Annotated in this window: 29 protein-coding genes; 15 read left to right on the top strand and 14 right to left on the bottom strand. The window is 63.8% G+C overall.

What is annotated here, in order from left to right; all coding sequences use genetic code 11:
• Positions 1 to 213: 213 nt before the first annotated feature.
• A complete protein-coding gene (locus Q5H92_RS00145) occupies positions 214 to 414 on the bottom strand; it encodes a hypothetical protein (RefSeq protein ID WP_305009406.1) in 201 nt (66 codons plus the stop codon).
• A 317-nt stretch (positions 415 to 731) separates the two neighbouring features.
• On the opposite strand from Q5H92_RS00145, the gene Q5H92_RS00140 reads away from it, so the two are divergent.
• Both Q5H92_RS00140 and Q5H92_RS00135 read left to right on the top strand, forming a co-directional pair.
• Positions 732 to 2,342: a hypothetical protein gene (locus Q5H92_RS00140; protein ID WP_305009405.1), complete on the top strand. Its 1,611-nt coding sequence runs from the start codon at positions 732 to 734 to the stop codon at positions 2,340 to 2,342.
• Between the two features lie 62 nt (positions 2,343 to 2,404).
• Positions 2,405 to 3,931: a hypothetical protein gene (locus Q5H92_RS00135; RefSeq protein WP_305009404.1), complete on the top strand. Its 1,527-nt coding sequence runs from the start codon at positions 2,405 to 2,407 to the stop codon at positions 3,929 to 3,931.
• Positions 3,932 to 4,349: 418 nt separating this feature from the next.
• On the opposite strand, the gene Q5H92_RS00130 is transcribed toward Q5H92_RS00135, so the two are convergent.
• On the bottom strand, positions 4,350 to 4,907 hold the full coding sequence (locus tag Q5H92_RS00130; protein WP_305009403.1) for a hypothetical protein: 558 nt from the start codon (positions 4,905 to 4,907) through the stop codon (positions 4,350 to 4,352).
• Positions 4,908 to 4,931: 24 nt separating this feature from the next.
• Positions 4,932 to 6,365 carry a hypothetical protein gene (locus Q5H92_RS00125; RefSeq protein ID WP_305009402.1) on the bottom strand — a complete coding sequence of 478 codons (1,434 nt, stop codon included), beginning with the start codon at positions 6,363 to 6,365 and terminating at the stop codon, positions 4,932 to 4,934.
• Between the two features lie 204 nt (positions 6,366 to 6,569).
• On the opposite strand from Q5H92_RS00125, the gene Q5H92_RS00120 reads away from it, so the two are divergent.
• Together Q5H92_RS00120 and Q5H92_RS00115 are read left to right on the top strand one after the other, a co-directional pair.
• Positions 6,570 to 7,214 (top strand): hypothetical protein, encoded by a 645-nt coding sequence (locus Q5H92_RS00120; protein WP_305009401.1) that lies wholly within the window; start codon positions 6,570 to 6,572, stop codon positions 7,212 to 7,214.
• Between the two features lie 43 nt (positions 7,215 to 7,257).
• Complete coding sequence (locus Q5H92_RS00115) at positions 7,258 to 7,788, top strand: DUF6985 domain-containing protein (RefSeq protein ID WP_305009400.1); 531 nt, start codon at positions 7,258 to 7,260, stop codon at positions 7,786 to 7,788.
• An 11-nt stretch (positions 7,789 to 7,799) separates the two neighbouring features.
• On the opposite strand, the gene Q5H92_RS00110 is transcribed toward Q5H92_RS00115, so the two are convergent.
• From Q5H92_RS00110 to Q5H92_RS00095, 4 genes are all read right to left on the bottom strand, one after another.
• Entirely contained in the window at positions 7,800 to 8,591 is a 792-nt protein-coding gene (locus Q5H92_RS00110) for a hypothetical protein (RefSeq protein ID WP_305009399.1), read from the bottom strand.
• Between the two features lie 62 nt (positions 8,592 to 8,653).
• Positions 8,654 to 11,191, bottom strand: a complete 2,538-nt coding sequence (locus tag Q5H92_RS00105; protein ID WP_305009398.1) for a DUF4132 domain-containing protein — start codon at positions 11,189 to 11,191, stop codon at positions 8,654 to 8,656.
• 61 nt (positions 11,192 to 11,252) lie between these two features.
• Entirely contained in the window at positions 11,253 to 11,645 is a 393-nt protein-coding gene (locus tag Q5H92_RS00100) for a hypothetical protein (protein WP_305009396.1), read from the bottom strand.
• Positions 11,646 to 11,709: 64 nt separating this feature from the next.
• On the bottom strand, positions 11,710 to 12,333 hold the full coding sequence (locus Q5H92_RS00095) for a hypothetical protein (protein WP_305009395.1): 624 nt from the start codon (positions 12,331 to 12,333) through the stop codon (positions 11,710 to 11,712).
• 113 nt (positions 12,334 to 12,446) lie between these two features.
• On the opposite strand from Q5H92_RS00095, the gene Q5H92_RS00090 reads away from it, so the two are divergent.
• A complete protein-coding gene (locus tag Q5H92_RS00090) occupies positions 12,447 to 12,926 on the top strand; it encodes a hypothetical protein (RefSeq protein ID WP_305009394.1) in 480 nt (159 codons plus the stop codon).
• On the opposite strand, the gene Q5H92_RS00085 is transcribed toward Q5H92_RS00090, so the two are convergent.
• The 3 genes from Q5H92_RS00085 to Q5H92_RS00075 are packed head-to-tail and all read right to left on the bottom strand — an operon-like array spanning position 12,923 to position 14,916.
• The gene (locus tag Q5H92_RS00085) at positions 12,923 to 13,285 is read right to left on the bottom strand and encodes a hypothetical protein (RefSeq protein ID WP_305009393.1); all 363 of its coding nucleotides are present in this window, start codon (positions 13,283 to 13,285) and stop codon (positions 12,923 to 12,925) included. The two genes, Q5H92_RS00090 and Q5H92_RS00085, sit on opposite strands and share 4 nt — an antisense overlap.
• A gap of 39 nt (positions 13,286 to 13,324) precedes the next feature.
• Positions 13,325 to 13,816, bottom strand: a complete 492-nt coding sequence (locus Q5H92_RS00080) for a hypothetical protein (protein WP_305009392.1) — start codon at positions 13,814 to 13,816, stop codon at positions 13,325 to 13,327.
• Entirely contained in the window at positions 13,813 to 14,916 is a 1,104-nt protein-coding gene (locus tag Q5H92_RS00075; protein ID WP_305009390.1) for a radical SAM family protein, read from the bottom strand. Before Q5H92_RS00075 ends, Q5H92_RS00080 begins: the two co-directional genes overlap by 4 nt.
• A gap of 100 nt (positions 14,917 to 15,016) precedes the next feature.
• Here Q5H92_RS00075 and Q5H92_RS00070 point away from each other — a divergent pair, with 100 nt between their 5' ends.
• Positions 15,017 to 15,580 carry a hypothetical protein gene (locus Q5H92_RS00070; RefSeq protein WP_305009388.1) on the top strand — a complete coding sequence of 188 codons (564 nt, stop codon included), beginning with the start codon at positions 15,017 to 15,019 and terminating at the stop codon, positions 15,578 to 15,580.
• A gap of 89 nt (positions 15,581 to 15,669) precedes the next feature.
• Here Q5H92_RS00070 and Q5H92_RS00065 read toward each other — a convergent pair whose 3' ends face one another.
• Positions 15,670 to 15,891, bottom strand: coding sequence for a hypothetical protein (locus tag Q5H92_RS00065; protein ID WP_305009386.1), 222 nt, complete (start codon positions 15,889 to 15,891; stop codon positions 15,670 to 15,672).
• A gap of 124 nt (positions 15,892 to 16,015) precedes the next feature.
• Complete coding sequence (locus Q5H92_RS00060; RefSeq protein ID WP_305009384.1) at positions 16,016 to 16,315, bottom strand: hypothetical protein; 300 nt, start codon at positions 16,313 to 16,315, stop codon at positions 16,016 to 16,018.
• A 179-nt stretch (positions 16,316 to 16,494) separates the two neighbouring features.
• Here Q5H92_RS00060 and Q5H92_RS00055 point away from each other — a divergent pair, with 179 nt between their 5' ends.
• From Q5H92_RS00055 to Q5H92_RS00045, 3 genes are all read left to right on the top strand, one after another.
• On the top strand, positions 16,495 to 17,097 hold the full coding sequence (locus Q5H92_RS00055; protein ID WP_305009383.1) for a hypothetical protein: 603 nt from the start codon (positions 16,495 to 16,497) through the stop codon (positions 17,095 to 17,097).
• A 127-nt stretch (positions 17,098 to 17,224) separates the two neighbouring features.
• Positions 17,225 to 18,793, top strand: coding sequence for a TPM domain-containing protein (locus Q5H92_RS00050; protein WP_305009382.1), 1,569 nt, complete (start codon positions 17,225 to 17,227; stop codon positions 18,791 to 18,793).
• 32 nt (positions 18,794 to 18,825) lie between these two features.
• Positions 18,826 to 19,119, top strand: coding sequence for a hypothetical protein (locus Q5H92_RS00045; RefSeq protein ID WP_305009381.1), 294 nt, complete (start codon positions 18,826 to 18,828; stop codon positions 19,117 to 19,119).
• A gap of 13 nt (positions 19,120 to 19,132) precedes the next feature.
• Here Q5H92_RS00045 and Q5H92_RS00040 read toward each other — a convergent pair whose 3' ends face one another.
• On the bottom strand, positions 19,133 to 19,831 hold the full coding sequence (locus tag Q5H92_RS00040; protein ID WP_305009380.1) for a DUF6882 domain-containing protein: 699 nt from the start codon (positions 19,829 to 19,831) through the stop codon (positions 19,133 to 19,135).
• A 230-nt stretch (positions 19,832 to 20,061) separates the two neighbouring features.
• Between Q5H92_RS00040 and Q5H92_RS00035 the strand changes: the two genes are divergently transcribed.
• The 5 genes from Q5H92_RS00035 (at position 20,062) to Q5H92_RS00015 (ending at position 23,758) form a co-directional block, all read left to right on the top strand.
• Positions 20,062 to 20,586: an SMI1/KNR4 family protein gene (locus Q5H92_RS00035; protein WP_305009379.1), complete on the top strand. Its 525-nt coding sequence runs from the start codon at positions 20,062 to 20,064 to the stop codon at positions 20,584 to 20,586.
• A 32-nt stretch (positions 20,587 to 20,618) separates the two neighbouring features.
• On the top strand, positions 20,619 to 21,227 hold the full coding sequence (locus Q5H92_RS00030; protein ID WP_305009378.1) for a hypothetical protein: 609 nt from the start codon (positions 20,619 to 20,621) through the stop codon (positions 21,225 to 21,227).
• 9 nt (positions 21,228 to 21,236) lie between these two features.
• Positions 21,237 to 22,031 (top strand): hypothetical protein, encoded by a 795-nt coding sequence (locus Q5H92_RS00025; protein WP_305009377.1) that lies wholly within the window; start codon positions 21,237 to 21,239, stop codon positions 22,029 to 22,031.
• Positions 22,032 to 22,126: 95 nt separating this feature from the next.
• Positions 22,127 to 22,873: a hypothetical protein gene (locus tag Q5H92_RS00020; RefSeq protein ID WP_305009376.1), complete on the top strand. Its 747-nt coding sequence runs from the start codon at positions 22,127 to 22,129 to the stop codon at positions 22,871 to 22,873.
• Positions 22,874 to 23,131: 258 nt separating this feature from the next.
• Positions 23,132 to 23,758 carry a glycoside hydrolase family protein gene (locus Q5H92_RS00015; protein WP_440137016.1) on the top strand — a complete coding sequence of 209 codons (627 nt, stop codon included), beginning with the start codon at positions 23,132 to 23,134 and terminating at the stop codon, positions 23,756 to 23,758.
• A 747-nt stretch (positions 23,759 to 24,505) separates the two neighbouring features.
• Here Q5H92_RS00015 and Q5H92_RS00010 read toward each other — a convergent pair.
• Positions 24,506 to 25,183, bottom strand: coding sequence for a hypothetical protein (locus tag Q5H92_RS00010; protein ID WP_305009374.1), 678 nt, complete (start codon positions 25,181 to 25,183; stop codon positions 24,506 to 24,508).
• Positions 25,184 to 25,258: 75 nt separating this feature from the next.
• Here Q5H92_RS00010 and Q5H92_RS00005 point away from each other — a divergent pair.
• The coding region (locus tag Q5H92_RS00005; RefSeq protein ID WP_305009373.1) for a transposase at positions 25,259 to 25,540 on the top strand (282 nt) is incomplete at its 3' end.

Here is a 25,540-nt window from a genome sequence, read left to right as displayed (position 1 = left end):
GTAGGCGCTTGTTTTGCCTACTTGCCGCACGTCTGAGTACCGTAATGGCGCACAGTTTTTTATAGAAGATACTGATAGCGGGCGAAATTTTTCTTTTTTACCTGTGCCAAATCCCGGCCTGCACTGTCGGGCTGCTGGGTGAACATGCGCTGCATGGCCACTCAGCGGGATTGGTCTTGAACAAGCAGGCACTCCCAGAAGCTAAAGCAAGGCCTACCACAAACTATCGGCGGAGAAGACAACGATGCCGGACCACACCACCAAGCCAACCAATACCAGGGCCGTCGTCAGCAGCCCGTGCCGCAGGGCTTGGCGCCAGGAGCCACGGGGCGCAAGCGCGGCGCGCGCTTGCAGGGCGCCGCCCGCCAGCCCCAACGCCAGGACCCACAGTAAAAGAAGCGGCAGCAGAAACATCCCCGCAAGCTACTGGAATTCTTCCGCTTGCCTTCTCACCCCTTTTGCGGAACACCAGCCATTCGCTCGGCCTCGCGCGTGGCTGCCCAATCCCTCTTGCTGCTTCTAGCTGCTTCTAGACTTTAGAGGCCCTGCCGTTTCAAGGGGCCGTCGTGCCGCAGTGGTTCAACAGCCATTCAGTAGCAGTGCTTTCTGGCTGAGCAAAATTCACGCAGCCAGCCTGCTACGCCCGCGTTGCCTACCTTTGAGAAGAAACCGCTATTGCCCACTGATTTCACTTATCGGCCTCCTCTTGTCATCTTTCTTTACCCTTTTGCATGCGTAATTCTTTTGTGCAACGGCTGGTGCTCAGCAGCAGCCTCCTTCTCTTGCTCACGGCCGGGGCCCAGCCCGCCGTGGCCCAGGAGGCCACCATCTCCGACCTGGGCTCGGCCTACTACCGGGGCTTTCGTACCGTGGAGGGGCAGCTGTATTTCATGTTGCGGCAGGAACGCAACGTCTACGACCTGTTTCACCTGGAAATCTACGGCCGCGACCTGCAGAAAAAAGGCACTACCGACCTGCGCCTAGGCCGGGGCTGGTTCCAGGGCGATGCCCGCATGGTGGGCGACCAGGCCGTGTTTTACTTTTTCACGGGCAAAGAAGGCCTGCTGCTGACCGTCGATGCCTCGGGCCAGAAGTTCAAGGAAATTCGCTTCCCGGCCAATGACGTGCTGGTGAGCCAGGCCGTCATTGCGCCGGCCGGCGGCGGGGATTTTTACCTGGCCTACCCCTTCGACCCCGGCAAGACGGGCTACGTGGTGGCCCGCTACGGCCCCGACCTGAGCGTGAAGTGGAAAAAGGACTACGCGCCCGAAAAAGGCAAGTACCGCGTGCGCTTCGTGCAGGCCGATGCCGCCACCGTGTACGTGGTAGCCGACCACACCAAGGGCACCTACGAGGTGGTCACCCTGGACGGGGCCACCGGCGCCGAGAAATTCCACCAGGACCTGCCCGCCGAGGCCACGCCCCTCACACCCACCTTCGCCGGCCTCAGCTCGGCCGGGCACCTGCTGCTCACGGGCAGCTACGCCGAGCCCGCGCAGAAGACGCCGGTGGTGTCCGTTGCGTCTGCTTCCGCGCCCCGGCCCGGCGGCCTGTTCGTGCTGGCCATGGGCCCGGATGGCAAACCGGATTTCCTGACCCGCATGAGCTACGCCAAAGACTTGGCCGGCAAGCTCAACACCCATTCCACGCTGCAGCAGTTCACCGTGGGCGAGACGCCGGGCGTGAAAGTGCACGCGCTGCTGCCCCGGCCGGGCGGCGGCTATGCACTCATGGGCGAGACGTTCAAGAATTTCAGCTTCACAGATACCCAGTACGAGGCCGCTGGCGGGGTGCGGGCGCCGGGCCTGAACGGGGTGGCGGGCGGCCCCGGCCCGCTGCGGCGCGACATCCTCGATTTGGTGGTGTTTCAGTTCACGCCGCAGGGCCAGCTGGAGTCGGTGCGGCGCATTCCCAAGCCCTACAAGATTTACAACGACCAAGCCATGGGCGGCGGCAACACGGAGTTCAACAACACGGCGGTGTACGCCTACCGCTTCCTCTACCAGCGCGACCCCGCCCAGCTGCCCGAGCTCGTGTTGTTCAACTGGCACCAGAACTTGCTGTATGTGAACAGCGTGAAGCCGGCCACCGACGCGCGCGACAATCTATTCACCCGCCGCTACCTCGACCAGCCCGCGCTGCCCGCCGGGCCCGACCGGGGCGAGCTCACCGCCCGCACCTACTCGAACGAGATGGCCGGTTCCATCGATTACGCGCCCGCCGCGCTGTTTTTCGACGAAGTGCTGCCGCACGCGCCCGGCAAATTCCTCTATACCCACTTCGACCCCGCCACGTCGCGCCTGCACCTGCAGGTGATGGACGTGCCGGGAGGCAGCAACTAGTTATGAACGGCAACCATTTACTTTCCGGTATCGCGCATTTACGCATGAGAATTCATCCCCTTTTGGCCCTTCTCCTCCTGCCCGCGCTGGGCTGGGCCCAGCAGCCCCTGCAGGAAATCCGGGGCGTGGCGCAGCTGCCGCAGGTGCTGCCGCTCGACGACCACGGCTACGCCATTCTGTACCGCAGCGAAGCGGGCGAAGACGACCAGGACATTTTCGCCCTGCGCCTGCTCGACCCGGCCCTGAAGGTGCGCCACCAGTACGCGCTGCCCGTGCCGGTGGGCGCGGCCCCGCTGCCGCGCCTGCAGGGCAAAACCACGTTTGCCCTGCCTTATCACAACCAGAACACGGCTGGCCTTTCGCTCTACACCTTCAACCCCCAGACCGGGGCCCAGCTCCGCCGCGACCTGGTGGCGGCGCCCGACCGCCGGCGCGTGCCCGCCGGCACGCCCCTGCTGGCCATGACGCCCACCGAAGGCTATTGCATTGTGCAGCCCTTCCGCCACGACACGGCGGGCTACGCCGTGACCATGCTCGACCCTAGCCTCAAAACGCAGTGGTCGCGGATGTACTTCCCAGCCGATTTGCGCCAGCACCAGCCCCTGCAAGTGGCGGTGAGCAAAGACCTCATCACCCTGGTGCTTTCCGATTCTTACCTTCTCAATCCGAATACCCCCAAGCAACGCAGCGTCACCGACCTGTCGGTGCTGGGCCTGGACCGGGCCACGGGCAAGGTGCTCTTCCGCACCCCCGTGCGCCAGGACAAGCTGGTGTTGATGCCCACGCAACTGCTGCCGCTGTCGGATGGCCGCGTGGTCGGCGCCGGCCTGTACGCGCAGCCCCAGGCCACCCGGCCCGACAGTGTGCTCGGGGTGTTTATGACCACCTACCGGGCCGACGGGCAGGCGGGCGCTCCCACGCTCACCCCCTGGGCCGACCTGGCCGCCGCCACCGGCGAGCCCGCGCTGGGCCGCCGCCTCTACGAAGGCAAAGGCAGCTTCCGGTTGCTGGAGCTGCTCAGCACCACGGGGGCCGACGCGCAGCTAGTGAGCGAATACAGCGGCGCGCAACCGGGCCCGTTCGTGGTCATGGGCTACCCCACTGCGGGCGCCTACCCCGTGGCGCGCACGTTCAAAACCACCCGAACCCCCGCCGAGCAGCGCCTGACCAGCTACCGCAGCGTGGTGAGCCGGCAGGGCGAGCCCACGTTGGTGTACACGGGCGTGGAAGGCAACCAGGCCTATGCCTACGCCACCGTGCTGGCCAACACGCCCGCCCGCACCGCCACCCGCGCGCTCACCGAAACCGAAAAACTGCCCGAGCTCCCGGCCTACGCCGCCGCCCCGCCCATGGCCACCAGCCCGGCCGTGGACCGGCTAACGGGTCGGCTCGCGGCGCTGCAGCAGAAACTCAACACCGGCGTGGAAGCCGTCAACAAGGTTGTGAACGGCGAACAGGCTCCCCCAACCGTTTACTACCAGCCCGACCAGCTGGCGAATTTTGTGGTGGGGCCGCGGGGCCAGGTACTGGTGTACCGCTACGAGGCCAGCCGCAAGATGCTGCGCTACCAATTGCAGCCGCTGAAGTAAACAGGGCCGTTTCTGAGAGAATTGGCGCCCCCGGCTCCTCGGCGGAGCTGCGTTGTTCGCTACGGCGCACCTGGTGTTGCCGGCCGGCCTGCCGCCGGGGGTGTACCTGGTGCGCAGCGGTAGCCAGGCCGTACGCTTGGGGGTAGAATAACCCCGTACCAAAAAGCTCCGGCATCGCATGCCGGAGCTTTTCTGGTTATCAAAGCCTGTGCAGGAAATGAGTGGCGGGTAGGTGTTACGCCGTAGCTGTGCCTCCAATGGAGAGTTAGCCGGTTTGCCACTTGGGAAATGTGATGCAGCTCCGCCAGAGTGGAGCTGCCTCGCACCAGCGCGCGCCAGTTGCGCGCGCCGGCTGATTTGTGGGCTGATGTCCAGCCGACGCCTCGGATACAGAAAAGCAGGTAAATACCAAGGATAGTTAGCGAGTTAATCCACCTATTCCGGCAATCAGCCCCACCACGAAGCCCCCGATGGTAGCCAGGCCCGAAACTAAGAACAATAGTATCAGCGGAAGCGTTTTGCCGGCTGTCGAGGGCATAATGCGCAGCTTGTCGCCGAGGTGAAACTGGGCCGTGTAGGGGTTGATGAGTTCGTATTCCCCCGGCACCTCGGCCACGAAGTCGGCAATTCGCTGGGTGGTGTCTCCACCCATGTTGGTGCGTTTGGCCCAGTTCCAGAAGCTGGGCCGCAACCGCTGCACCGGCCCGTCGGGCAGCAGCCGCACCCGGATTTCAACGTCGGGCAGGGTAAAGTACTGGCCCCACTTACCGGGGCGGGTGCAGGCCAGCTCGTAAGTGCCCGCCGCCGTGAGCGTGAAGCAAAACGTGTCTTCGGCCGCCGGAAAGGCAAAGGCATTGGCCGACGGGTCGAATAGCCGGGTGGCCCAGCCAATGGCCCGCCCCAGCCCGTAGATGCCGAGCACAAAAGCCGCCCCGCAGGGCCAGGCCACCCAAACGGGTAAAGTAGGGTCAGGCATAGTATATTATTTCTTCTATTCTTTTTATTCGGCTTCTACGGTGAGCTGGCCCTGCCTGACGGGCTCGATGCGAGCCCGGTAGCGGCGGCCGGCAACGGCAAAAGCGGCCACTCCGCCCTGGGCGGCATCTACGGCGAGGTACTGCGCGTCGGCTGCTACGGTGCGGTAGCGGGGGCTGCTATCGAAGATTTCGAGGGTGAAAACGAGCTGTGGCGGTTGGCCCGTGGCCGTGCGGATACCCACGTAGTGCAGGGTGAAATGCGTTTCGGTCACAGCGCCGTACTGCAACCCGGCGTGGCGGTAATCGGCGGGCTGGCTCAGCGTGGCGGGATTTTGGGTGTTTTCGGCCCGGCTGAGGTCCCAGTAGACGGGGGCATGGTGCGGGGCCGCCGCAAAGCCCGGCTGCCGTTGCGCCTGTGTTCGTGATTCCTGGGTTTCGCGCAGCAGGCCAGCCAGTTGGAAAGTGCTGAATTCCTCGGGTGGAAACCACAGCGGCTCCGATACGCCCGTGCGCCGCCGCAGTTCGTGTCCGGCCGGCACGCCCTGCTGCAGAATGGCCTGCTGGTTGAACGAGGCGAGGTAACGCCCGGCGGAGTTGTTAGCCGTGAAATAAGCTGGCGTCGCTGGCTGCGGCTGCGTGGAGGTACCCAGCTGGGCCACAAACAGCACCTCCTGAAACTCGTTCACCCCATAAAAATAGTCGCCCACATCCACGAAGCGCCCCGGCTCATACAGTGCCACCGGCCGCAGCCCCGGTAGGTTGGCACCGGCTAATTCCTGGCTGAAATGGAGCAGATTGGCTTGCACATTGGCGGCTTTGAGGGCGGCTTCGTGCTGCAGGAAATGGCGCAAATACGTGAAGTGCTGCGCCAGCGTCACCGGCTCGCGCTGGAGGCTACGCATGGTTTGACGCAGGAGCTTTTCGGCGGCGGCGCGCGACATTTCCCGGTCATCCACGCTCAGAAACAACCGGGTGTGCTGGGCGGGGTCGGTCAGAATCATGTGCATTTCGTGAAACGATTTCACGGAAAACCAGCCCGGCGCGGTGCGGGCTTCTTCGGTGAAGTATAGGCCGGCGCCCGCTGGGGCGGCCCGGGCGTAGGTGGCTTCGCGCTGGCCGTCGTAGTGGTAATGCTGCTGCGCGATGGCGTGGAAGTAGGCCGGGTCGGGGGCTTCGGTTAGCGGCACATCGTCGGCGTAGAGCGTGACGCGCAGCAGCACTGGCACCTCGCGGCCGCCCAAGCCCTGGGAGTCGTGGCTGGGCAGGTAATACGTCAGGTGGTCGGCCGATACCAGCGGGCGCAGGTAGGGCTGGCGCCGACGGCGCCGGGCTGGGGGCAAGTGCTGGTCCGGCGTATCGTCGAGGTGGAAGGAGGCCGGCAGCTCCAGCGTGGCCAGCCCGTCCAGGTCAACGGGCCGCGTGGGGCTGCCCGACCCGAACAAGCGGCTCAGTAGCATAAGGAAAACGGAAAATAGCGCGCTGCTAAAAAGGCTTTTCATGAGAAGGCCGAGCCGCTGCCAACCACAACTCGCTAAACCAAACGGTAATGTAGTACAGCGCTAATTTAGAACTACCTATACTTCCTGCCAACATGCCCCGTAGCGTCACCGGCCGGCGGCCCGCTGCGTACAACCGGTAGCCCATCATTTCGCTATAACTGCATGTCTGCTTCCACCCCGCTCCCCGCTGGCCTGTCCGAACCTATCCCGTTCTACGTTACGCCCTACTACAACTCCGAAGGGCCCGAAATCAACGTAGGGCCGCTTAGCCAGGCGCTGCTTTCTGCCACGCCTGCTACCATCGGTGCCATTGCCGAGGGCCTGCGCCCGGCGCTACCCTACCAGCCGGCCGTGGTGCTGTTTGTGCTGGCCGTGCGGCTGTTTGACCTGGGCCAGCACGACGAGGGCCTGTACTGGTTTTATCAGGCGCAGTACCGCGCCCGGCTCCTGCACCGCGTGCTCGATTCCGAACAGATTGGCCAAATGTTCGACCCGGCTTTTGAGTTGGAAAGCGCCCACGGCGCGTTTATGGAGTTGGCCGGGCCGTACTTCAACGGCTACGCCGGCTGCTCGCAGGCGCGGTGGCTGGGCGTCATTGCCCGCGTGCAGGCCGACAACCAAACGGCGCCCGACTTCTCCCTCATCTACCCCGATTTAGCCCTGCGTCCCGCCGCGGAGTGGCCCGTCCTCAACCAGCAGGTGAATGAGGGCCTGAGCCAGCTGGCCGAAGCCCTGCGCGAGGGCTGGGACGAAATGCAGGCCCAACGCCGCGCCAACGGCACGCACGAGCGGTTCTGCACCGAGTAGTTTCCATCGACCCTTCCTGTTTCAAACTTCAATCCACTACCCTATGACCCGCGACGATTTGCTGCGCACCTGCACCTGGGACCAATACGACTTCGCCAACATCACCGTCGAATCCGCTCTGTTTGGCGGCCCGGTCCAGGTGCAGTTCCGGCCCGAATTCGACTCGGGCCGCGTCATTACCGAGCGCATGGTGGCTGTGCTGAACGACTTTCTGGCCCTTTCGCCGGCGGAACTGCCCACCATCAAGCAATTGCTGTGGGCCGATTGCCTGGATGATTTCGACAACATCAACTACGGCTTTGGCCCCGATACCGGCGAACCCGAGCTAGTGGTCAACCAACGCGAATTCGGCATCTACTCGGCCGAGGATGCCTACGCGCAGAGCAACTTGACTTGCGTGTCCATCCCAGAGGAGCCCACGGCGCGCCACCGCTATGGGTCTATCGATTTTGAGCCGACGTGGGCCAGCCACGGGTGCAGCATTATTATGAAAGACGGCCAGCTTATAGGCTCCTATTCCAACGACTGGCATTTCAGTAAGTACGAAGACGACGAAGAAGCCCCGGCGGCGTGAAACCGGCGCGGCTAGGTGCCTAGCGCAAAAGCGGCATCCGCCATTCGCACCACATAGGGGCCATTTTCGGGGTAGTAGTCGGGGTAGCTGCCCAGGTGGCCGGGCTGGCCTCCGTGCTTCGCCAGACACGCGGCCACGAGGGCCGCAAGGGCGTGGGCATTGGTATAGCGCAATGGCTGGCCGCCGACGCCCTGCCGGCCGTTGCTGAAAAACAGCATCAGGTTGACGTGCGGAGGAATTTCGTAATCCAGGTAGTAAAGCACGTCCAGGTTCGCGGCCTGGCAGAGCTGGTTCAGGTCGGTGATAAACGCGGATTTGTGCGCCAGGAGCAGGTGGCAATCGAGCCGCAGGGACAGGGTTTCGGCCCCGTACCGGCCGGGCGCGGAGCTGACGGCTTGCAGCAGGCCTCCGCTCAAAGGCTGCGTTGCATCTTCTGCCGGTGTGGTTAGGCGGATGAATTGGGCCCCGGCCGGCAGGGGTTCGGTGGCCAGGGCGGCGTGCTGCCGGCGTAGTGCCTTTTCCAACTCGCCCGCTACGAAGAAGGCATAATCGGACAGGCTGTAGCCGCCCACGGTCAGGCGCAGGAATTGCCCGTGCACTTCACCAAACAGGCGCACCTCGGGATGCCGGGCGGCCACGGCGCGCACTTCGGCCAGCAGGGCCGCCGGGTCGGGTGCCTGCACGGTGGCGGTTAGCTCCGCCGGGCCATCGGCGTGCCCGCCCAGACCTGCCCGAAAAGTGAAAAAATCGAATTGGTAGAGGCCCTCCGGGAAGTAGCGGTACCAATAGACGCCGAGGAGCATAGGGGGCTGACTGGTTCGTTTGAAGAGGTTTGGGCAGGAATGGCTGGGCTCCTGGGCCAGACTCAGAGCTGGCGCAGGATGGTGGTGTCAGTGATTTTGTCGTCGTCCATCAGCAGCGCGGCTTTGCTGAGGATGATGGACAGCACGGCGTCGCCCTCGAAGGGCAGGAAGACGGCGCTCTCGCCCATGGTTTTGCTGGAGCGGTCGGGCACGATGCACAGGTACTGGTCGTTGGGCTCCATGAGGATGTTGCCCGAGCCGAGGTGGATTTTGTAGGTGTGGCGGTGGCCCTTCACCACCAGGAAATTGCCCTTGATTTCGCTCACCTTGCCGATTTTCAGGCGGGGCACCAGCCGTTCCAGGGCCAGCTTGCGCGACTTGGCCACCTCGCTCAGGTCGCCGAAGCTGTAGCTTTCCCAATAGTTGCGGAACTGGGCCAGGCCGCCATTGTCGCGCCACTGCGGGTCGTTGCCCACCGAGGCCACGCCCACGAACAAATCCACGTCGCGCATCACCTCCGAAAAAGCCAGCGGCGGGATTTCGGGCAGCGGCACGGGCGCGTCGTTGCGCGTGAAGCGCACCTGGTCGGTGCTCACGTAGTTGTAGATGCCGGTGTCGTTCCACTCGCCGTCGGCGTACACTTCGCTCACCCAGTACTCGGCCGTGAGGCCGTGGGCGGGCAGGGGCAGGCTGGCAATTTCGGAATCATAGCCCTTGTCGTAGGCCCCGAGCAGGCGATAGCGCCAGCCGCGCAGCTTGGCCAGGGAGTTGAACTGGTGCTGCTTAAGAATGTGCGCGGCCATGCGGTTGGAGTAGGTAGCGGTGCGCTCCTCGGGCGGCGTGAGCAGGTACACCTCCCGGAAAGCCTGCTTCAGCGGCTGCCGCAGCTGATGCTTTTCCAGCAGCGCGCGCCAGGCCAGCACCTCGGCGGCCGTGGCCAGCACGGGGTGCCAGAGTTGCAATTGCGTCTCGGCGTCGGGGGCGGGCACGGGCTGGCCGTGGGCATCCTGCCAGGCGTTATCGATGTAAAGCGCATCCTGGAAGGTGCCATCGGGCCGGTGCAGGCGCCAGATGAGGCGGCGGGCCAACTCGCTCATCAGCCCGTGGTCGAAATAATACTGCGCAAACCACGGCCACGGCATCCGGCGTTCCTCCACGAAGCTGCGGTCGAGGCGGTCACGCTGGGCGGTGTAGGTTTGCTGGGCCTGGGTTTGGGCGGCTTTCAGTTCCTTTAGCTCGTCGGCGTGGGTGGCTTTGAGGGCCGTAGGGGCGCTTTTGAGCGGTTTGCCGGCCTTTTGCCACTGCACATCGGATTTGCCGTCGGCGAGGGTGAGCGTGGCGCTGTAGTCGCTCAGTTCTTCCACCAACCGGCCATTTTCGAGTCCGAAGTCCGGCACGGCCATGTCCTCAATCTCGGCCGGACTCACGCCCATCTTTTCCGATTCCTGGGCGATGTAGCGGGCGATGAGCTCCTGTGTATTGGTCTGGCGGATTTTGCTGCGCACCCGCGCCAGGGCCGCCACGCCGGGCAGCCCGTTTTGCGACAGCGCCAGCAGGCAGGCATTGCCCAGCCCGGCGGCCAGCGGCCCCTTGCCTGGAATTTTGCGGAAGCACTTGGCTGCCACCGAAGTCAGCAGTTGCAGCAGGGCCGGGTCGCCCAGCGGCTGCAGAGTCCAGATAAGGCCCTTGGCCACCGTGGCATTGGACTCGGTCACGAAGTCCCAGGTAGAATAATGGTAGTCCCGGCCGCTGTCGTAGGTAATTACGTGCTGCTTTTCCGTCACCGGAATGTCGGCCACGATTTGCAGCCAAGCGCGGCCCTGCTCGCGCACGGCATCGGGGCCGATGGCGGCCGTGGCGGCGTCCAATTCTTTGCGCAGCTTGGCGGTGGGCTGGCCGGCGGTGGCTTTTTGCCAAAGCTGCAACAGGCCCAGCCAGGTGGCACTGCGCGGGTCGGCACGGTCGAGGCCGGCCACGAACTGGCTGAGGGCCTGGCCCAGCGGGTCGTTCTCGGCAAATACTACGATGGGCAAAGCGTCATCGCCGGCAGCCTGGCCCAGCAATTCCTGGATTTTGAGGTGGATTTTAAGATTATCGCCGGTTTGCCCGGCGCTGAGGTCGCGCAGCTGCCTGAGAAACGCCAGCATCGGCTCGCCCAGCGGCTCGCGCTTGGCTAGCTTAGCTACCTGACTGAGCGTTAGCAGTAGCGGGAAGGGGTAGACGTGCAGCGACACCTCATCCGGCTTACTGAAATCGAGCCCGTAGCTGGCGAACATCCGCAGGTAATCGGCTTCCGTGAGGGTGAGCGTGGTGCGCAGCAGGGCCGTGAGCACCTCGGCCAGGCCCCAGCGGAGCTGGTAGTTGTCGTCGCGGGTCACGCGGTTGATGGCCGGCACCAAGGCCAGCACCAGCCGGCTTTGGTAGGCCGGGTCCTGCGCCCGAATGGCTTGGTAGGCGGGCAACTCGTTGAGCTTGGTGCCGTAGGTTTTGGCCAGCAACTGGGGCAGCAGCTCGGTCAGAATGGGTTTCATTTCCACCGCTTCGGCGCTGGTATCTTCCAGAATGGCGGGGCGAATGGGGTCGGTTTTCGTAGCGGGCATGGCGGCAGCGGGTGGATTAAACAAAGCCAAAAAACGGTCGAGCAGTCCCATATAGCCGGGCTCAGCCGCCCACCAGCGGGGTGAGTTTCAGGAAGCTGGCGGTGGCGCCGCTGCCCAGCCACACTTCCTCGTCCAGGCTGTCCACCTGCCGGTCGTTCACGAGCACGAAAAAGCCGTTTCGCTGAAACGCTTCGAGGGCGCGGTACACCTGCTGCTCGGCGTCGATGAGCTTCTGGGGCCGCAGGCGGTAGCCGTTGAGCACTTTTTCCGATTCGGTGGGCTGCACCAGGCCCTGGAACACGCCGCTCTGGCGCTCGTTGTAGGCGGCCGCCTCGTCGTGCACGCGGCGGGCAATCAACTCGCGCACGGTGAGCATTTCCTGATTTATTTCCAGTTCCAGCCGGTGCAGGATGCTGCCGCTGGCGTTTTCGTCGAGAATGGTGAGCAGGGGCATAAGCAGAATTGGAAAGAATGGATTACATCAGTTATCCCGAAGGTCAAGCCGAGGCCGGCTGGCGTTATTGACTGGCAAAATCAGTCGCTGACGCCGCCCGGAGCTGCCGCGTAGCGGCGGCACCCCGGTAAATGGCGATACCCAGAAACAGACGTACCACCAGGCCGCCCGTGCCCTGGCCGCTGCCCAGCAGCATCACGCCATCGAGCACCAGCAGGCCCAGGGCCACGTAAAACGCCCAGGCCGCTTGGCGGTACTTGCCCAGCCAGCCCAGGCCGGCATATACCAAGCCTTCGGCCAGGGTGCCCCAGCCGAACCCTAAAGTCAGGAGGAATTCGACCTGCCCCAGCAGCGCCGCCGCCGACAGTAGCACATTGAGGCCCGCGATGAACATGATGGACCCAAAAGCAATGTTAATTTGTGTGAGCGGGTCGTTCACAGTGCCGCCCAGGGGCCGGCCATCCAGTTGAAAGTCGAGGCCCTGCGCGCCGATTTTTTGCTGGAGCCGCACCAGCAGGCGGCGGCCGTCGGGAAGAGTGAACTCGTGCCCGGCTTTCAGCTCGGCGGGAGTGAGTTGACCCAACTCCCGCCCCTGGTAGTCGAGGCGAAAGTTGCGAAAAAACATGCCCCAGCTAGCCGTAACGGCATCGGTGCGGGCAGCGTCGAGGTAATAGGTATTGGTGGGCATCGTGGAGGAAGTATGGTTGAGCTAACGTGCCGGGCCCGGCGGACGTTGCGCGGGCGGCACCCGGCTCGTTATACCTTTACCGCCCAACCCATTGCCCTGGCGTGCTGAGACGAATGCTCTTTTACTGGCTCACGTCCTTTGGCTGCGCCGCGGCGGGCTACGGCTTGCTCTGGTCACTGCTGCCCGGCCACCGCGTATTCGGGGCCCCTTATGGCATGTACCTCTATCATACCGCTCATCCGCTGGCCTACATCGCGCTGTGCTGCGGGGTTTTCGGCCCGCTGGCAGCCGGCGCTACCGATGCGTTCGGGCGGCGCGGGCGCTGGGGGCGGGCAGGGGTGGTGGCGTTGCTCGCGCTGGCCACGGTGGGGCTGAGCGCCCCGCTGGGCGGCATGCTGTGGGAGTGGCACGACATGCGGGCCGGGTATTTCCCCGCCGACTGGGCCCGCGTCCTGTTCCTGAACGGCGCCCGCGACGGCCTAACGGTAGGCTGGTTCATCGTGCTACTCTCGGTGCCCTACAATGTGCTCGGGCTGCTGGTTTGCTATGGGTTGCTGGCCGCCAGGGCCCGTCGCTTTCCGGCGCGTCGCTAGCCCTCAATGAAGTATTGCAGCAGGAATGGCAGAAGCACCAAGCCACTCATCACCACATAAAACCAGCGGCCCGGCTTCCGCCAGATGGCGTTGGCCAACAGCACGGCGGCAAACAGAAGTGCAAACCCCAACTGCCCCAGCAGGAGCCAGTTCAAGGCATCGCCCGCGCCGCCGGGCGCGGGCTGGGCATGATATGCCCGCGCCTCCACAATATACTGAACCCAGCGCCCGGTGTAGATAGCGTAAATGGCCAGGGCCAGCCAATGGGCGCGCCACGCGGGGCGGTTGGGGCGCTCATCCAAGGCCACTGGCGGCGTGGCGCTTCGGACCGGACCGGGCAGGTTTGGCGGTGTTTCCATGGCTCTGTAATACGGCTCGGTTCGTTTGCCAGTCGTCGGTTAAGCGTTGGTCGTCGAGAAAGCCGCCCGCTGCCACCAGCGCAGCACGGCCCGGTCGGCCGGGCGGCCCACTTGGGCTTTCTGGCGCAGAATGGCGGCGGGCGTCAGCAATGGCAGCCCGTGGTGCCAATGGCAGTTGGCCCAGAACTCCGGCCAGCTCAGGAAGTCATTCTCGTAGGCGCAATCCAGCACGGCCCCGGCCTGACGGGCGCGCAGGTAGTATTTGCCCGATAAGTCAGCCGCGGATAGCGGCAGCGTGACCGGCTGCTCCCAGAGCGTGACGCGCCAGCCGCTGGTTTGCAGCCGGTCCGTCAGCGCATTCAGGGAGGCCGGGTCGGGGGGGAGCAGCAGGTCGCAGTCGGCCACCAGGCTGCGGGGCAGGGTGGGGCATTGCTGGCGCAGGGCGAAGGTGCCCAGCCCGCCGAACGGAATGCCGGCCGCTACCAGCAGGTGCAGCGTGCGCAGGTACAGGCGTTCGTGGGCGGCCGTCATGGCTGGGCCAATGCCGGGGCGGCCACGCAGCTCAGCACGCGGCTGTTGGGGTCCCAGTCGCCGGAGAGGGTGCCGTCGGAGTGCAGAATCAGCTTTTGCAGCACGCCGGTGGCGTTGGCGGCTTGCAGGGCGGGGTAGCTGGAGGTTTCAAAAATAACCTCGACGCCCTGCCAACGGTAGTGCTCGTTGTAGTAATAGTAGCCGAAGGTGCTGCCCGCGTACTGCCAGCCGGCGCGCGGGTTTTCCAGCGTGGGCACCACGGCGGCCAGTAGCGGCTCGATGGGCACGCGCTGCTTCTCAATCCATTCGGTGAAAACGTTGGGCAGGTAGCTGCCTTCCAGCCGGCTCAGCTCGCGGAAGACCACCTGGCGCACGCCCAGCCCGGCCGCCCAGGCTAGGTAGCGCTCCACGTCGGGCAGCGTGGCAATACCCAGTTGGGTGAGAATGCAGGAATTTTTGATGGCCAGATGCTGATGCAGCCAGCGCACGGTCCTGGCGTACACGGCGTTTTGGCGCATGGGCTGGTTGCGGTTGAAGCGCATAATCTGCTGGTTCACCGCCTCGTCGTCGTGGCAGCGCGAGAGCTCCAGGCGGCTCAGGCCGAAATCCTGCAGGGCCAGGCCGAGGTCGGGGCTGGCCACGAAACCGCTGCCGTTGGTGTAGAGTACTTTCTCATCGAATACCACGCCCTCGCGTTCTAGCTGGGTGAGGCAGGCCAGCAGCTCGCGCAGCCACTGCGGTTCAGCCGTAGCTTCGAGGCCCGAGAGACTCAGGCCAAGCGGCCTGCCCTGGAACGGGCGCAGCACCTCCCGCAGGCGGGTAAAGTAGGCCGGGTAGTCGTCAATCAGGCGCTTGGCCGTGAGTTGGTGGCCGTCGTAGCGCTGCAGCTCCTCGGAGCAAAACGCGCAGTGAGCCGTGCAGCGCACCGCGTTGGCGAAGGGCGTGAAGGTAAGGCCCGGCCGCAGCCACCATTCCCGCCCGAAGGCCGGCAGTGCCACCGGCGCCACCGGCTCGTAAAGCCGCCACGCCTGCTGCCGGAAGTGCGCCAGCTCGGCTGACGTAGCAGCCACCCGAAACTGGTTTCGTTGAGCAATAGCCATCAAGAATTGCGATTAATCCGTATCTGAGAACGTTCCAAGGTACGTAGTTTGCCCGGCTGCCGGCCGCGTTTATCACGCTGTTTAAAGACCTGCTTTTTTTATGCTTATTCGCTTATTGCCCTTTGGCCTGCTGCTGGGCCTGGCCGCTTGCACCGAAACCACCGACCAGAAAGCCCCCGCTTCCGCTCCCAACGCTAGCCCGGCCGCCGCGCCGCCAGTTGCCCCGGCAGGCCCCCGCACGGCCCAATACGCCGGCGAATACAGCTGGGGTGACCCCAAGCGCAAGCAGGCCGGCGGCAGCCTGACCGTATATCCAGAATCCGATTCGACCGTGCTGGTGTACTTCGACATCAGCAACGGCCCGCCTGCCTTTCACTTGGGGATGCTGCTGCAGCGGGCCGTGGTGCGCGGGGGCGTGGCCCGCTGCGCGTTCAAGGAAGACTACGACGAGAAGGGCTGCCGCCTCGCCATTGCCTTCACCCCGCAGGCCGCCCGCGTGAAGACCGAGCCCGGCTACGGCGAGTGCGGTTTCGGACAGGGCGTTTACGCTGACGAAACCTACCAGCGCACCAGCGCCGCCATCCCGCAGCAGTTCGTCAACGGCGAAGGCACGACTGTGAAATTCAAGGGCCTGGACCCCATAAAATATCAAGCTGGCGAGTAGCAGGCGGTTTCCGACAGCCAGCGCAGGTGTGCGACGAAAGCTGTAAGGTGAGCCCACCGCGTTGCTACGCCAATAATTTCAGGCCTGAACTACCGCTTGCGCCGGCTCAGCCACCAGATGCCGCCGCCCAGCGCGGCCAGCGCACCGGCCACCAGCGCCACTACGGTAACGGGCGGCCCAAACGCCTTGCACGAACAGGTGGAAAATACCGGCTTGCCCGCGATGCGCAGCCGACGGCGGCAAAAGGCACACGGCATCAGATTCGGGTCGACCTGGCCGGGGAGGGGCCATTGGTTGGCAGGAGAAATCATACAGTAGCTGGATGAAAGACGGCGCCGCACGGGCCCCCGCCCTTAGATACCGGAGGGGGCGCAAGGTAACCCGGCGGGGCTGCCGCAACCGATGCGGCGTTTGGGCCGAGCGGGCCTGCTGCCTTCATTCGGCCCCGGTGATTTTTGGCTTCCCGCCGGCCCGGCCGTAGTCCGGGTGATGGCCCATGACGCCAAAACCGGTGCCGGGGTCGTAGAAACCGGCTTCCTGGCCTGCCACCCGGCCGTCGTAGGCCACGTAGCGCACCTCCGTGCCGAGGCTGAAGTGTCGCCGCACGGCGGCCTCATCAAAGTAGCAGTCGAAGTACGTCCAATCTAGCCCCTGGCCGTAGGGGTCGCCGTGGTAGGTGGGGGCAAAGCCCAGGCGCTGCAAGTGCGCAACGAGCTGCTGCAAACCGTTTTCCATTGAGGATAAGCAAGGGTGAGAAGCCGTTGGTGCTGGGTGATGGGCTGATGCAGGCAGCTGCGCAGGCCAGGCGGAATGCCGGTAAATTTCGCAACCCAACCTATTACCACAACGGTATAGCGGTATGCGCGCCACCGGGCAGTTTCGCTTGCCGAAGCCTGCCTTCTCTATTTCGACCCATGACTTTTGACGAAGCGTTTGCGGAAATCCGCCAGTTCTGGCCCGGCGAGATGCCTTTTGCATTTGGCCACGGCGCGGCGGCCGGACGGCTGGCCGCGGAGTTTGGCCGCGAGCTGCCGGCCGACTTGGTGACCTACCTCGATACCATCGCCCCGGCAGAGGAAGTGGATTTCACAACCGTTGGCAACCCGCTTTCCCTCTACGGCCTCGACCGGCTGGGCGTGCGGCAGGACGGCTACAATTGGAACTCCGTGACGAATGAGCCCATTGCCGACTGGCCCGCCGGTTTTTTTATGCTGGGCGACGAAGGGGCCGACCCGGTGCTGCTCGACCTGGACCACCCCGAACGGGGCATCCAGAAGCTACGGCACGGCACGGGCGACTGGGAAACCGGCGACACCGTGGCCGATACCATCGGGCAATTCCTGCTGTGCAGCGCCGCGCTGCACCACGCCTTCGAGGCCTTTGAGACAGACTACATTACTGACGATGAACGCGGGTTCAACCTGGCCCCGCAGGCCGCCGCGTGGCTATTTCCGCGCATGAAAACCTGGGCCGGGCTGTACTACCAGGCCTGGTGCGCGGATTTCGATAACGCCTGAGTTGCCAGCGTAAAAATTGCTTCCCGAACCGTTTTCCGGCAAAAGCAACATTGTCTTTTATCAGAAGCCATCCGGTTGCCCAGAGGCGGCGGCCGAACTGTAGCTTGCTCCTCTTTAATTGCTGCTAATGCCTCGTTATTACCTGTTTTTCTGGTTGGTGTGGGCCAGCTGGCTGAGCGGCTGCCAGTCGCCGGAACCCGCGCCCCGCATCACGGCCGCCAACTACCTCACGGCCATTCCCGACCCCAAAACGCTGGGCGAAGCCTATGTCAGCGACCCCGACGGCGTGCTCCGCCCCGGTACTGCCACCAGCCTCAATGCCCGTCTCGACAGCCTCGACCGCAGCGGCCGGGCGCACATCGATGTGGTGCTGGTGCGTAGCATTGGGGAGGTCGTGCCCAAAACGGCCGCCACAGCGCTGTTCAACAAATGGAAAATTGGCCGCAAGGACACGAACAATGGCCTGCTGATGCTGCTGGTGCTGGACCAGCGCCGCGTGGAGTTCGAAACCGGCTACGGCCTGGAAGCCGACCTGCCCGATATCATTTGCTACCGCATCCAGCAGCGCCACATGGTGGAGCCCGCCCGCGCCGGCGATTACAACCGCGCCGTGCAACAAGGTGTGGCGGCCATCATCGGGCGGCTGCGCCCGGCCGCCGTGCTTCCAAAACCAGAGCTCCGCACGGCCGATGACTCGGCCAAATTCTACGTGGATAGCCTGAAACGGGTGGTAATGGCGCAAAGCGGGCTGGCCGAAGAATCGGATGACCCGCTGGAAACTGCCTTGCCCGGCGAAGACCTGGCCCAAAACTACGCGCCACCCAAATCGGATTTCCCAATCGGCACGCTGGTAGTGGCTTTGCTGGCGCTGGTGCTCTACCTGGTGCTGTGGTACCGTACCACCCAGGGCCTGCGCGGGCGCGGCTGGCTGGTGCTGCTGCCGCTGGGGCTGCTGGCGGGCCTGGTGGTGCCGGCCCTGCAGGATAACCTAAGCACGCTGGGATTTTTGGCCCTGATTTACGGGCTGCCGCTGCTGTATTTGCACGGCTATTTTGGGTGGCAATACCGGCGGGCGCAGCGCCCCGTGGCTCCGGCTGCCCGACCTGACGCCTACGGGCAGCTGCAAGCCGCGCACCGGGGGCTGGGGTTCACGGCGTACCTGTTTCCGGTGGGGCTGGCGCTGTATTGGCCCTGGTACCGTCGGCACCTCACGGCGCTGCGCGACACGCCCTTCGCCTGCCCCGAATGCGGGCAGCCCATGCAAAAGCTCGGCAGCACCGCCGAGAAAAGTCACCTCGCACCCGGCCAGCAGGCGGAGGAAAAATTCCACTCCATAGACTACGACGTGTGGGAATGCGCCAACGGCCACCACCTACCGCTCGCCTACGCCAACCCCGACAGTGAGGCTCGAATTTGCCCCGCCTGCCAGCACCGCACGCTCGGGCCGGGCCGGCTGCGGGTGGAGCAGCGCGCCACCACTACCGCCGAAGGTTGGGGCTGGCGGGTGTCAACCTGCCGTTTCTGTAAGCACGAGGAGAAAACGAAGGAGGTGATTTCGCGCCTGCCTAGCCCGGCCAGCAGCTCTTCTTCCGGTGGTTCGTCGTCGTGGGGGAGTAGCTCGGGCAGCAGCTCGAGTTCCCGCAGCAGCAGTAGCGGCGGCTCATCGGGCGGCGGCGGGGCGGGCAGCAGTTGGTAGGCTGAATGGTGGCTGAATTTAATGAATTAGTGATGCCTATCGAACCCGTCCGTTACCCGTCCATTGAGCTGGTGGAATGCCCCCGGTGCGGCAGCCCCCGCAAGCAGCCGCCAAGCGCCGACTTGTGCCGGTGCGCTGACTGCGGCACGAACTACCACCTCGATTGGGTGGAAGCCGGCGTGCAGGTGCGCCAGCCTACGGCGCCGCGCCCTTCGTCCTCAGCTCATTGGAACTGGCTGCCGCTTAAAGCGTTGCTGCTGGTTGTGGTGGCAATGGCCGTGCTGGTCGGCCTTTCTTTTCTGGTGGCCCCGGCGGGAAGCAAATAGGGCGGCCGGAGCCCTATTCCGTGGTGGGAGCAGCCGTGCTGTGGCCCTGCAGGTTGGCCAGCCGGCCCAGGTGGTCGAAGGTGGCAGTGAGAGTGCCGAAATCCACGGCCGCGCTGACTGCATCAGCGGTTTCGGTGACGGAGTAGCCTTTTTGGGTGAGGTAGTGGATGAAGGCCGGCCGATGGTTCATCTCGAACGTGCTGATGACTTGCGGAAAAGCGTGCGGAATGCGGGCGAAGTCGTTTTTGGGCAGCTGGTCAATCAGCTCGCTTTTCACGGTGACCAGCATCGTGCCCTGGCCGTAGTTGGCCAGGTAGTAGCCGCTGGCCCCAAACATGCCCGAGGCGATGATGCCGATGAGGTGCAGGTCCTTGTCCGTCGCGTCAAACTCGCTGGCAGTGAGCAACTCAATGCCATGCCGTTCGCCGTAGGCCTGCAGCTGCTCGGCCTGCGTGAGCAACCGGGCCGGCAGGTTGGATTGCACGTTGGCCCAGGCCCAGAGCCACGTTTCGGAGGAGTGCGAAAATGTGCCCAGCACCTGCAGCGGAAAGACCAGGTCTGGGCCGAAGGAGATGGTGCCGGCGTCCATGTCGGCGTTCCAGGAACTGTCGCCGATAACCTCGTACAAGTCGTTTTGCTTGTCGTAGGCGATGGCGGCGTAGCGTTCGAGCAACTCTTGCTCGGTATGGGCGGGCGGAAAGTCGGTGGCCATGGGGTAGGTGATGGTACTTAGGCCTTTACCAAGCCGAGGTTTGCAAGGTTGCCGACGCTACCCCAGCCTCGTTGCGCACGCCGGCCAACCCAAGCACCTGAACAGGTCCTCCACTTATCCCCGGCGCGGCTCAAGTCGCTTGCATGGTCGCTGCCGATTTGGTGCTGTAGTTCGCCCATAACCAAACGTTTTGCCCGGGCGTAAGCTTAACAAACCCACCAGCATCACGCATGGAATTACCCCCGGATTTTGACTCCAGTAACTTTTGGGAAGACAGCCCCTTCGCCGCGACCAAGACCGAGCCCCCACCCACCGACGAATTGATTCACGCCCTTGAGACGGAGTTGGGCTACCGACTGCCGGCCTTCTACGTGGCAATGATGCGCGAGCACAACGGCGGCATTCCACACAACAACACTTTTCCCACTACCGAGCCCACTAGCTGGGCCGACGACCATATCGCCATTACTGCCATCTGCGGCATTGGGCGCAGCCAATCCGTCTCATTGGGTGGGCCGCAGGGCAGCCAGTTCATGCTCGATGAGTGGGGCTACCCCAACATCGGCGTGGTGGTCTGCGACTGCCCCTCGGCGGGCCACGATGTGGTGATGCTCGATTACCGCGCCTGCGGCACTCAAGGCGAGCCGGCCGTGGTCCACGTCGACCAAGAAGACGATTACAAAATCACGTTTCTGGCTCCCAACTTCGAAGCCTTTGTGCGCGGGCTGGTGCCCAGCGAGGCTTTTGATGAATAAGTGTCATTGGTATTGATTTATAGCTGGTTGATATGAATTATTTGCTCGCTTGTCTGCTTGGGCTATTGTCATTTAACGCCTCAGCTAACGCCTCAGCTAACGCCTCAGCCCAGGCCCCGCGCGAACCAGTTCCGGCCCTGCCCGCCGCCATTCGCCGCGCATTGCCGGCGGGCTACGCCGTGCTCGATGCCGCCCGGGGCGACCTGAACCGCGACGCGCTGCCCGACTGGCTGGTGGTGCTGCATAAGCCGGATGAGCAGAAAACTTCCGACGTGGTGGACCACCCCACCAAGCGCCCGTTGCTGCTGTTTGTGGGCGGGGCGGGCGGCATCTACACGCTGGCTGCCCGCGCCGACAACGCCGTGTACTGCGTGGATTGCGGCGGCATGATGGGCGACCCCTTCACCGGCCTGACCATTAAGAACGGCTATTTCACGGTGGAACATTACGGCGGCAGCGCCCACCGCTGGACGCGCTACGTGACCTTTCGCTACGACCCAGCCGCCCGCACCTGGCTGCTACACCGCGACGGCAGCGAGCGGTTCCACGCCCTCGACCCCGAGCACGGCACCACCACGGCCACCACCACCAAGGATTTCGGCCGGGTACCGTTGGCAAAGTTCGATATCTACAAAGAATAGCGCCGCCCCATGTCTTGCCCTCATATCAGCCTGAAAATTCTGACCGCGAGCTTGCTGCTGAGCAATGCCGCCTGCCGGCCCGACACCTCGCCGGCCCAGGAAAAGCCGGCCGCCACACCCGCCCCGGCAGCGCCCGCCCCCAGCGCCACCGCCAACCCTGCCGATACGCTGCACCTGCCCGGCGGCCAGGTGGTGCAGCTACATCCAAGCACCGCCGCCGTATTCAACCAGCTGCCCGCCAGTGGCTTGCCAGACCTGCCCAACGACCCCACGGCCGAGCCGCTGGCTGCGGCCCAGGGCAAGGTGCGCCGGCAGGGGCTCGATTTGTTCTTGCCCTCCGCGCAGGGCGGCGAAGTCAAACTATCCTCGACGCCTGATGCCGATTTTACGCTGCAAAATGCTGATGGCGTGAAGTACATGTACTGGGGCACCCTGCCGGCCGCTCATCAGTGGGCGGTGCGGGCCTGGTACTGGGAGTCGTCGGGCACGGTGCTGGTAGACCAGCGCACCGGCCGCCGCCTGGCGCTGATTGGCGACCCCGTGGCCTCGCCCGATGGCCGCCTGGTGCTGCTCACCAGCCCCGGCTTAGGCGGCGGCGAGCAGGCCAATCTGCTTGAGTTGGCCGAGATAGACGCCGCCGGGCCGCGCCTGCGCTGGCGGCGCGAGCCCACCGCCTGGGAGGCCCGGGAAGCCCGCTGGGCCGCTCCCAATCGGGCCATCCTGAAGCTGCGCCACCTCAACGCCCAGGGCGAAATGCCCGACGATGCGCCCGAAACTTACGCCGAGCTAGACATTTCGCGCTGAGTATATTTCTATGCGACTATGCGCGCGCCCTGCTCCTCGGATAACCGTTTGCCGTCCAAATCCGTCGAATAATTTTCAACTCAATCCTCCCACTCATGAAAACGCGCTATTCCCTTTTCCGCATTGTCCTGCTGGCCTTGCTGGCGTCGCCTGCCGCTCAAGCACAGATGTCGCCGGACCTAATTATGGAAAACTATAACAGCAACATCAGCGTCATCACCAACGGAATCATCAATAAATCGATGATGGATAAGGCGATAGAGCGCAACAATGCGGGAAAAAATGCTGGACGCGGCAGCGCGGCCACCCGGCCAGCGGCCAGCACCAGTACCGCCTACACGCCCACGCCCGCCCTGCGCCAGCAAACGGTGCAGACATACGTCGACCGCCTGAAAACCAGCAACCCGGCGGGCGCGCAGGCTATTGCGTCCGTCTTCGGCCCCGGCAAGTACGACTACAGCAAGACCTACCGCGAAATACTGGATGGAACCGGGCTACGCGAAAACGACGCCGCCGATGCGTTGGCCTGTTACATGATAATGGGGTGGGTAGTAATTCATAACGTACAGGATGGCAAGGCCATCACCATCCCAATGGCGCAGGGCGTGCGGGCCCAGGTGGCGCCGTTGCTAGCCGGCAACCCACAGATGCGCACCCGCGCCGCGCAAGTAGGGGAGGAGCTGAAGCTGCAAACGGTGATAGTGCAGGGCGGTTGGCAGGCGGCCATAAAGGAAGGCAAGCTGGCGGCTTACCAGCAGGGCATCGGCAACCTGTTCAAAACGCAGTATGGCATGGACATGAGCCAGTTCAAGCTCACCAGCCAGGGCTTTGCCAGGAAGTAGCGTGGGCAGCTAACTATTACCAGCCGAAGAGGTTCGCAACCGCTTGCGGACGTTGCTGCGCACCCGGCAATTGCTGCATATTGAGCCGGCTAAGCTCCCGGCTGCCTCGCAACTACTTGCGCACATTGGCGGCGACCCACACAATTTTCGGCTGAAAACCTATCTCTGCATCCGCCCCGGGCAATTGACCCGGGTGGCCCGGCCGGCTGAGTTGCCTTCCATCGGGTTCGGCTACATTCGCACCCAGGCCCCGCCTCCCTGCCCGATGATGACGAACTGGCCGCCATTGCCCCCAGACTGCAAGCGCTGTGCGAGCAACTCCAGCACCAGTTCGATGTTATGGTGTCGCTGTGCTTTAACATCAGCACTGGTGGTTTCGACAAGTCGAGCGTGCTCACCCTCACGAACTGCGGCTGGAGCACGCCCAGCGCCATCACGGCCGCCTTCGGCCTGTGGAACAAGCTTGCCAACCCCAAAACCAATCAGCTGCGCGTGAGCCAGGGCCTGCCTCGGCGCCGGCGAGGTATTCTTGTACGTGCAAGTATGAGAAAACCCCTGTTACTTGCCCTGTTCACGCTGAGCACGCCGGTGGCCCTCGACTCGCTGACCAACCTGCCGTCCTGCTTGGTGCCGGCGCTGGCGGGCAGTACCCCATGCCAGAAGCGACAGTGGCAGAGGGCTCAGGCCGCCAACCTGTCCCGTACCGGCGTGCTGCCCACCAAGCTCAAAAACAGCAGCCTGGCCATGGCGCCCAGTGCGGTGGCCACTACCGTTACGCGGCCCTGCACACCGGTGGCCACGGGTGCCGGCAACGCCACCGGCAATATCAAGGCCGGCCAGCGCAGTAGTACCCCGCTATTGGCAACGGCGCCCACGCGGAGCTAACCACCAAAGCGGCCTGCGGTACTGGTGGCTACTGGTGCCGGTTGTCGGGCTGCTCCGGTGAAAACGTCGCTCGTTGGTCGGGCTGTTGGGTTAACAAGGGTTAGCGATGCAACCAAATTTACGAAACTCATCCCCGCCGGGTGTTCATTAAACGTTGATTCGTAGCCGAGTTTCTTAACCCCGGCTATGCTCAATCCGCCTGTTGACCACCTTTTGTTGAGGTGCTGAAGCAGTTCAGGAAATGGAGTCTTATTTTCATGCTCTGTTTCTCCCTATCTCGTTTATGCACCTCCAGCCTTGCTACGGCCTTCTTTGCTTACCTCTGGGGTGGGTAGTCACCTCATGCGGTGGCAACGCGATGCACTACGACGCGGCCACGCACGCCCTGGCGACGTGCAACGGGGCCACGCTGACCAGTGTGTATGTCGCCGGAACGGACGGAAAAGACTTTTACCACCTTAAAAAACGTCCCGGGACTGCGGGCACCGCGCACCTCCGGTTGGACCAATTGGGGGAGAGCTACGTCGTGAGCGGATGGGATTCTCGCGTGCGCCCCGCTGGCGTGCGGTTGCGCCCAAATACGTCTTACCGCGTCCGTAACGTATCAAATGGGGATGCGGCGGCTTCCGACGTTTTGGTCAAAACGGCTTCCGATAGTCTCATTAACGAGGGCAGCCCGGCCGCTTGCCGGTAAGCAGTGCCACGCGAGGGCTAGTTCACTCAAACGGTCTGACCAATAAGAACAAGTCAAAAGGTGAACGGGGTTTGCGCGGCTTCGTAACTTTCGGGGCCCTGAAAGATGGTGCCTCTCCGTTGCCTAGCGTCGAGGGTTACCTCCGTGACACTATCCCACCACGACCGGGTCCAGATTCCGGTTGCCCCGGGCCGGGGCGGACCGTACTCGTTGTGGAACGAGGGGTCGCCATAGGGAGAAGCGGGACCGGGACTGACACGGCCGCTGTACTCCTCAAAGAACACCCATTGGGGTCGGTAGAGCTTGATGCACGTTGTTGTGATATTAGTGAACCCGCCGGTGTCTTGCACGAACTCCAGGCTGAGGTGAGCGTCGCGATAACAACGCGTCCCCGGCCCCGCCAACAGGAATAAGAACGCAGCGCAGGGCACGACTGATGCCTGCACCGTCGTCAGGAAGCGGCCCCAAACTGGCACCAAGTCGAGTTTCCGCCGCAGGCCGGCGGCCAAGCCGCTGGCCAGGAGCACCGCCAGCCACAACCAAGGGTGCCGCAGGCTCCAGCCGGTTGCCCAACTGAGCAGGCAACTGGCCAGTACGATGGCGCTGCTGGTCCCGTGCGCCCAGCGCAACGGCCAGCGCATCTGGTCGGCCCGCAGCCGTGGGGGAAGGGCGCTCAGTAAAAAGAAGTAGAGCGCAACGGCCCCGACCAAACCCAATAGGCTCAGCAGCATAATTGAAACGAAAACACCTTTGAAGTTTAGTGGCTGTTGCAGAAGTAGGCGAGAGGTAAGCGGTATCTTAGGTCTATGCAAGGGCACAAGCAGTTCACCGACAGAGTCGTCCTGCGCTTCCGCTTATCGGAGCGCGTACCGAAGCAGAATCTCTACCGTCGACTAGCGGAGCTAGTCGACTGGAACTTTCTCTACCAGCAGACCCAAGCGCTGTATAGCCACACGGGCCAGCCCTCGCTCGACCCGGTGGTCTTCTTCAAGCTGATGCTGGTTGGCCGGTTGGAAAACTTGGTCAGCGACCGGCGCCTGGTCGAGCACTGCAGCTTACGGCTCGACATTCTCTACTTTTTGGGCTAT

This window comes from Hymenobacter mellowenesis (assembly GCF_030581005.1).
GTDB classification, from domain to species: Bacteria; Bacteroidota; Bacteroidia; order Cytophagales; family Hymenobacteraceae; genus Hymenobacter; species Hymenobacter mellowenesis.
This window is presented reverse-complemented; position numbering and strand designations above follow the sequence as displayed.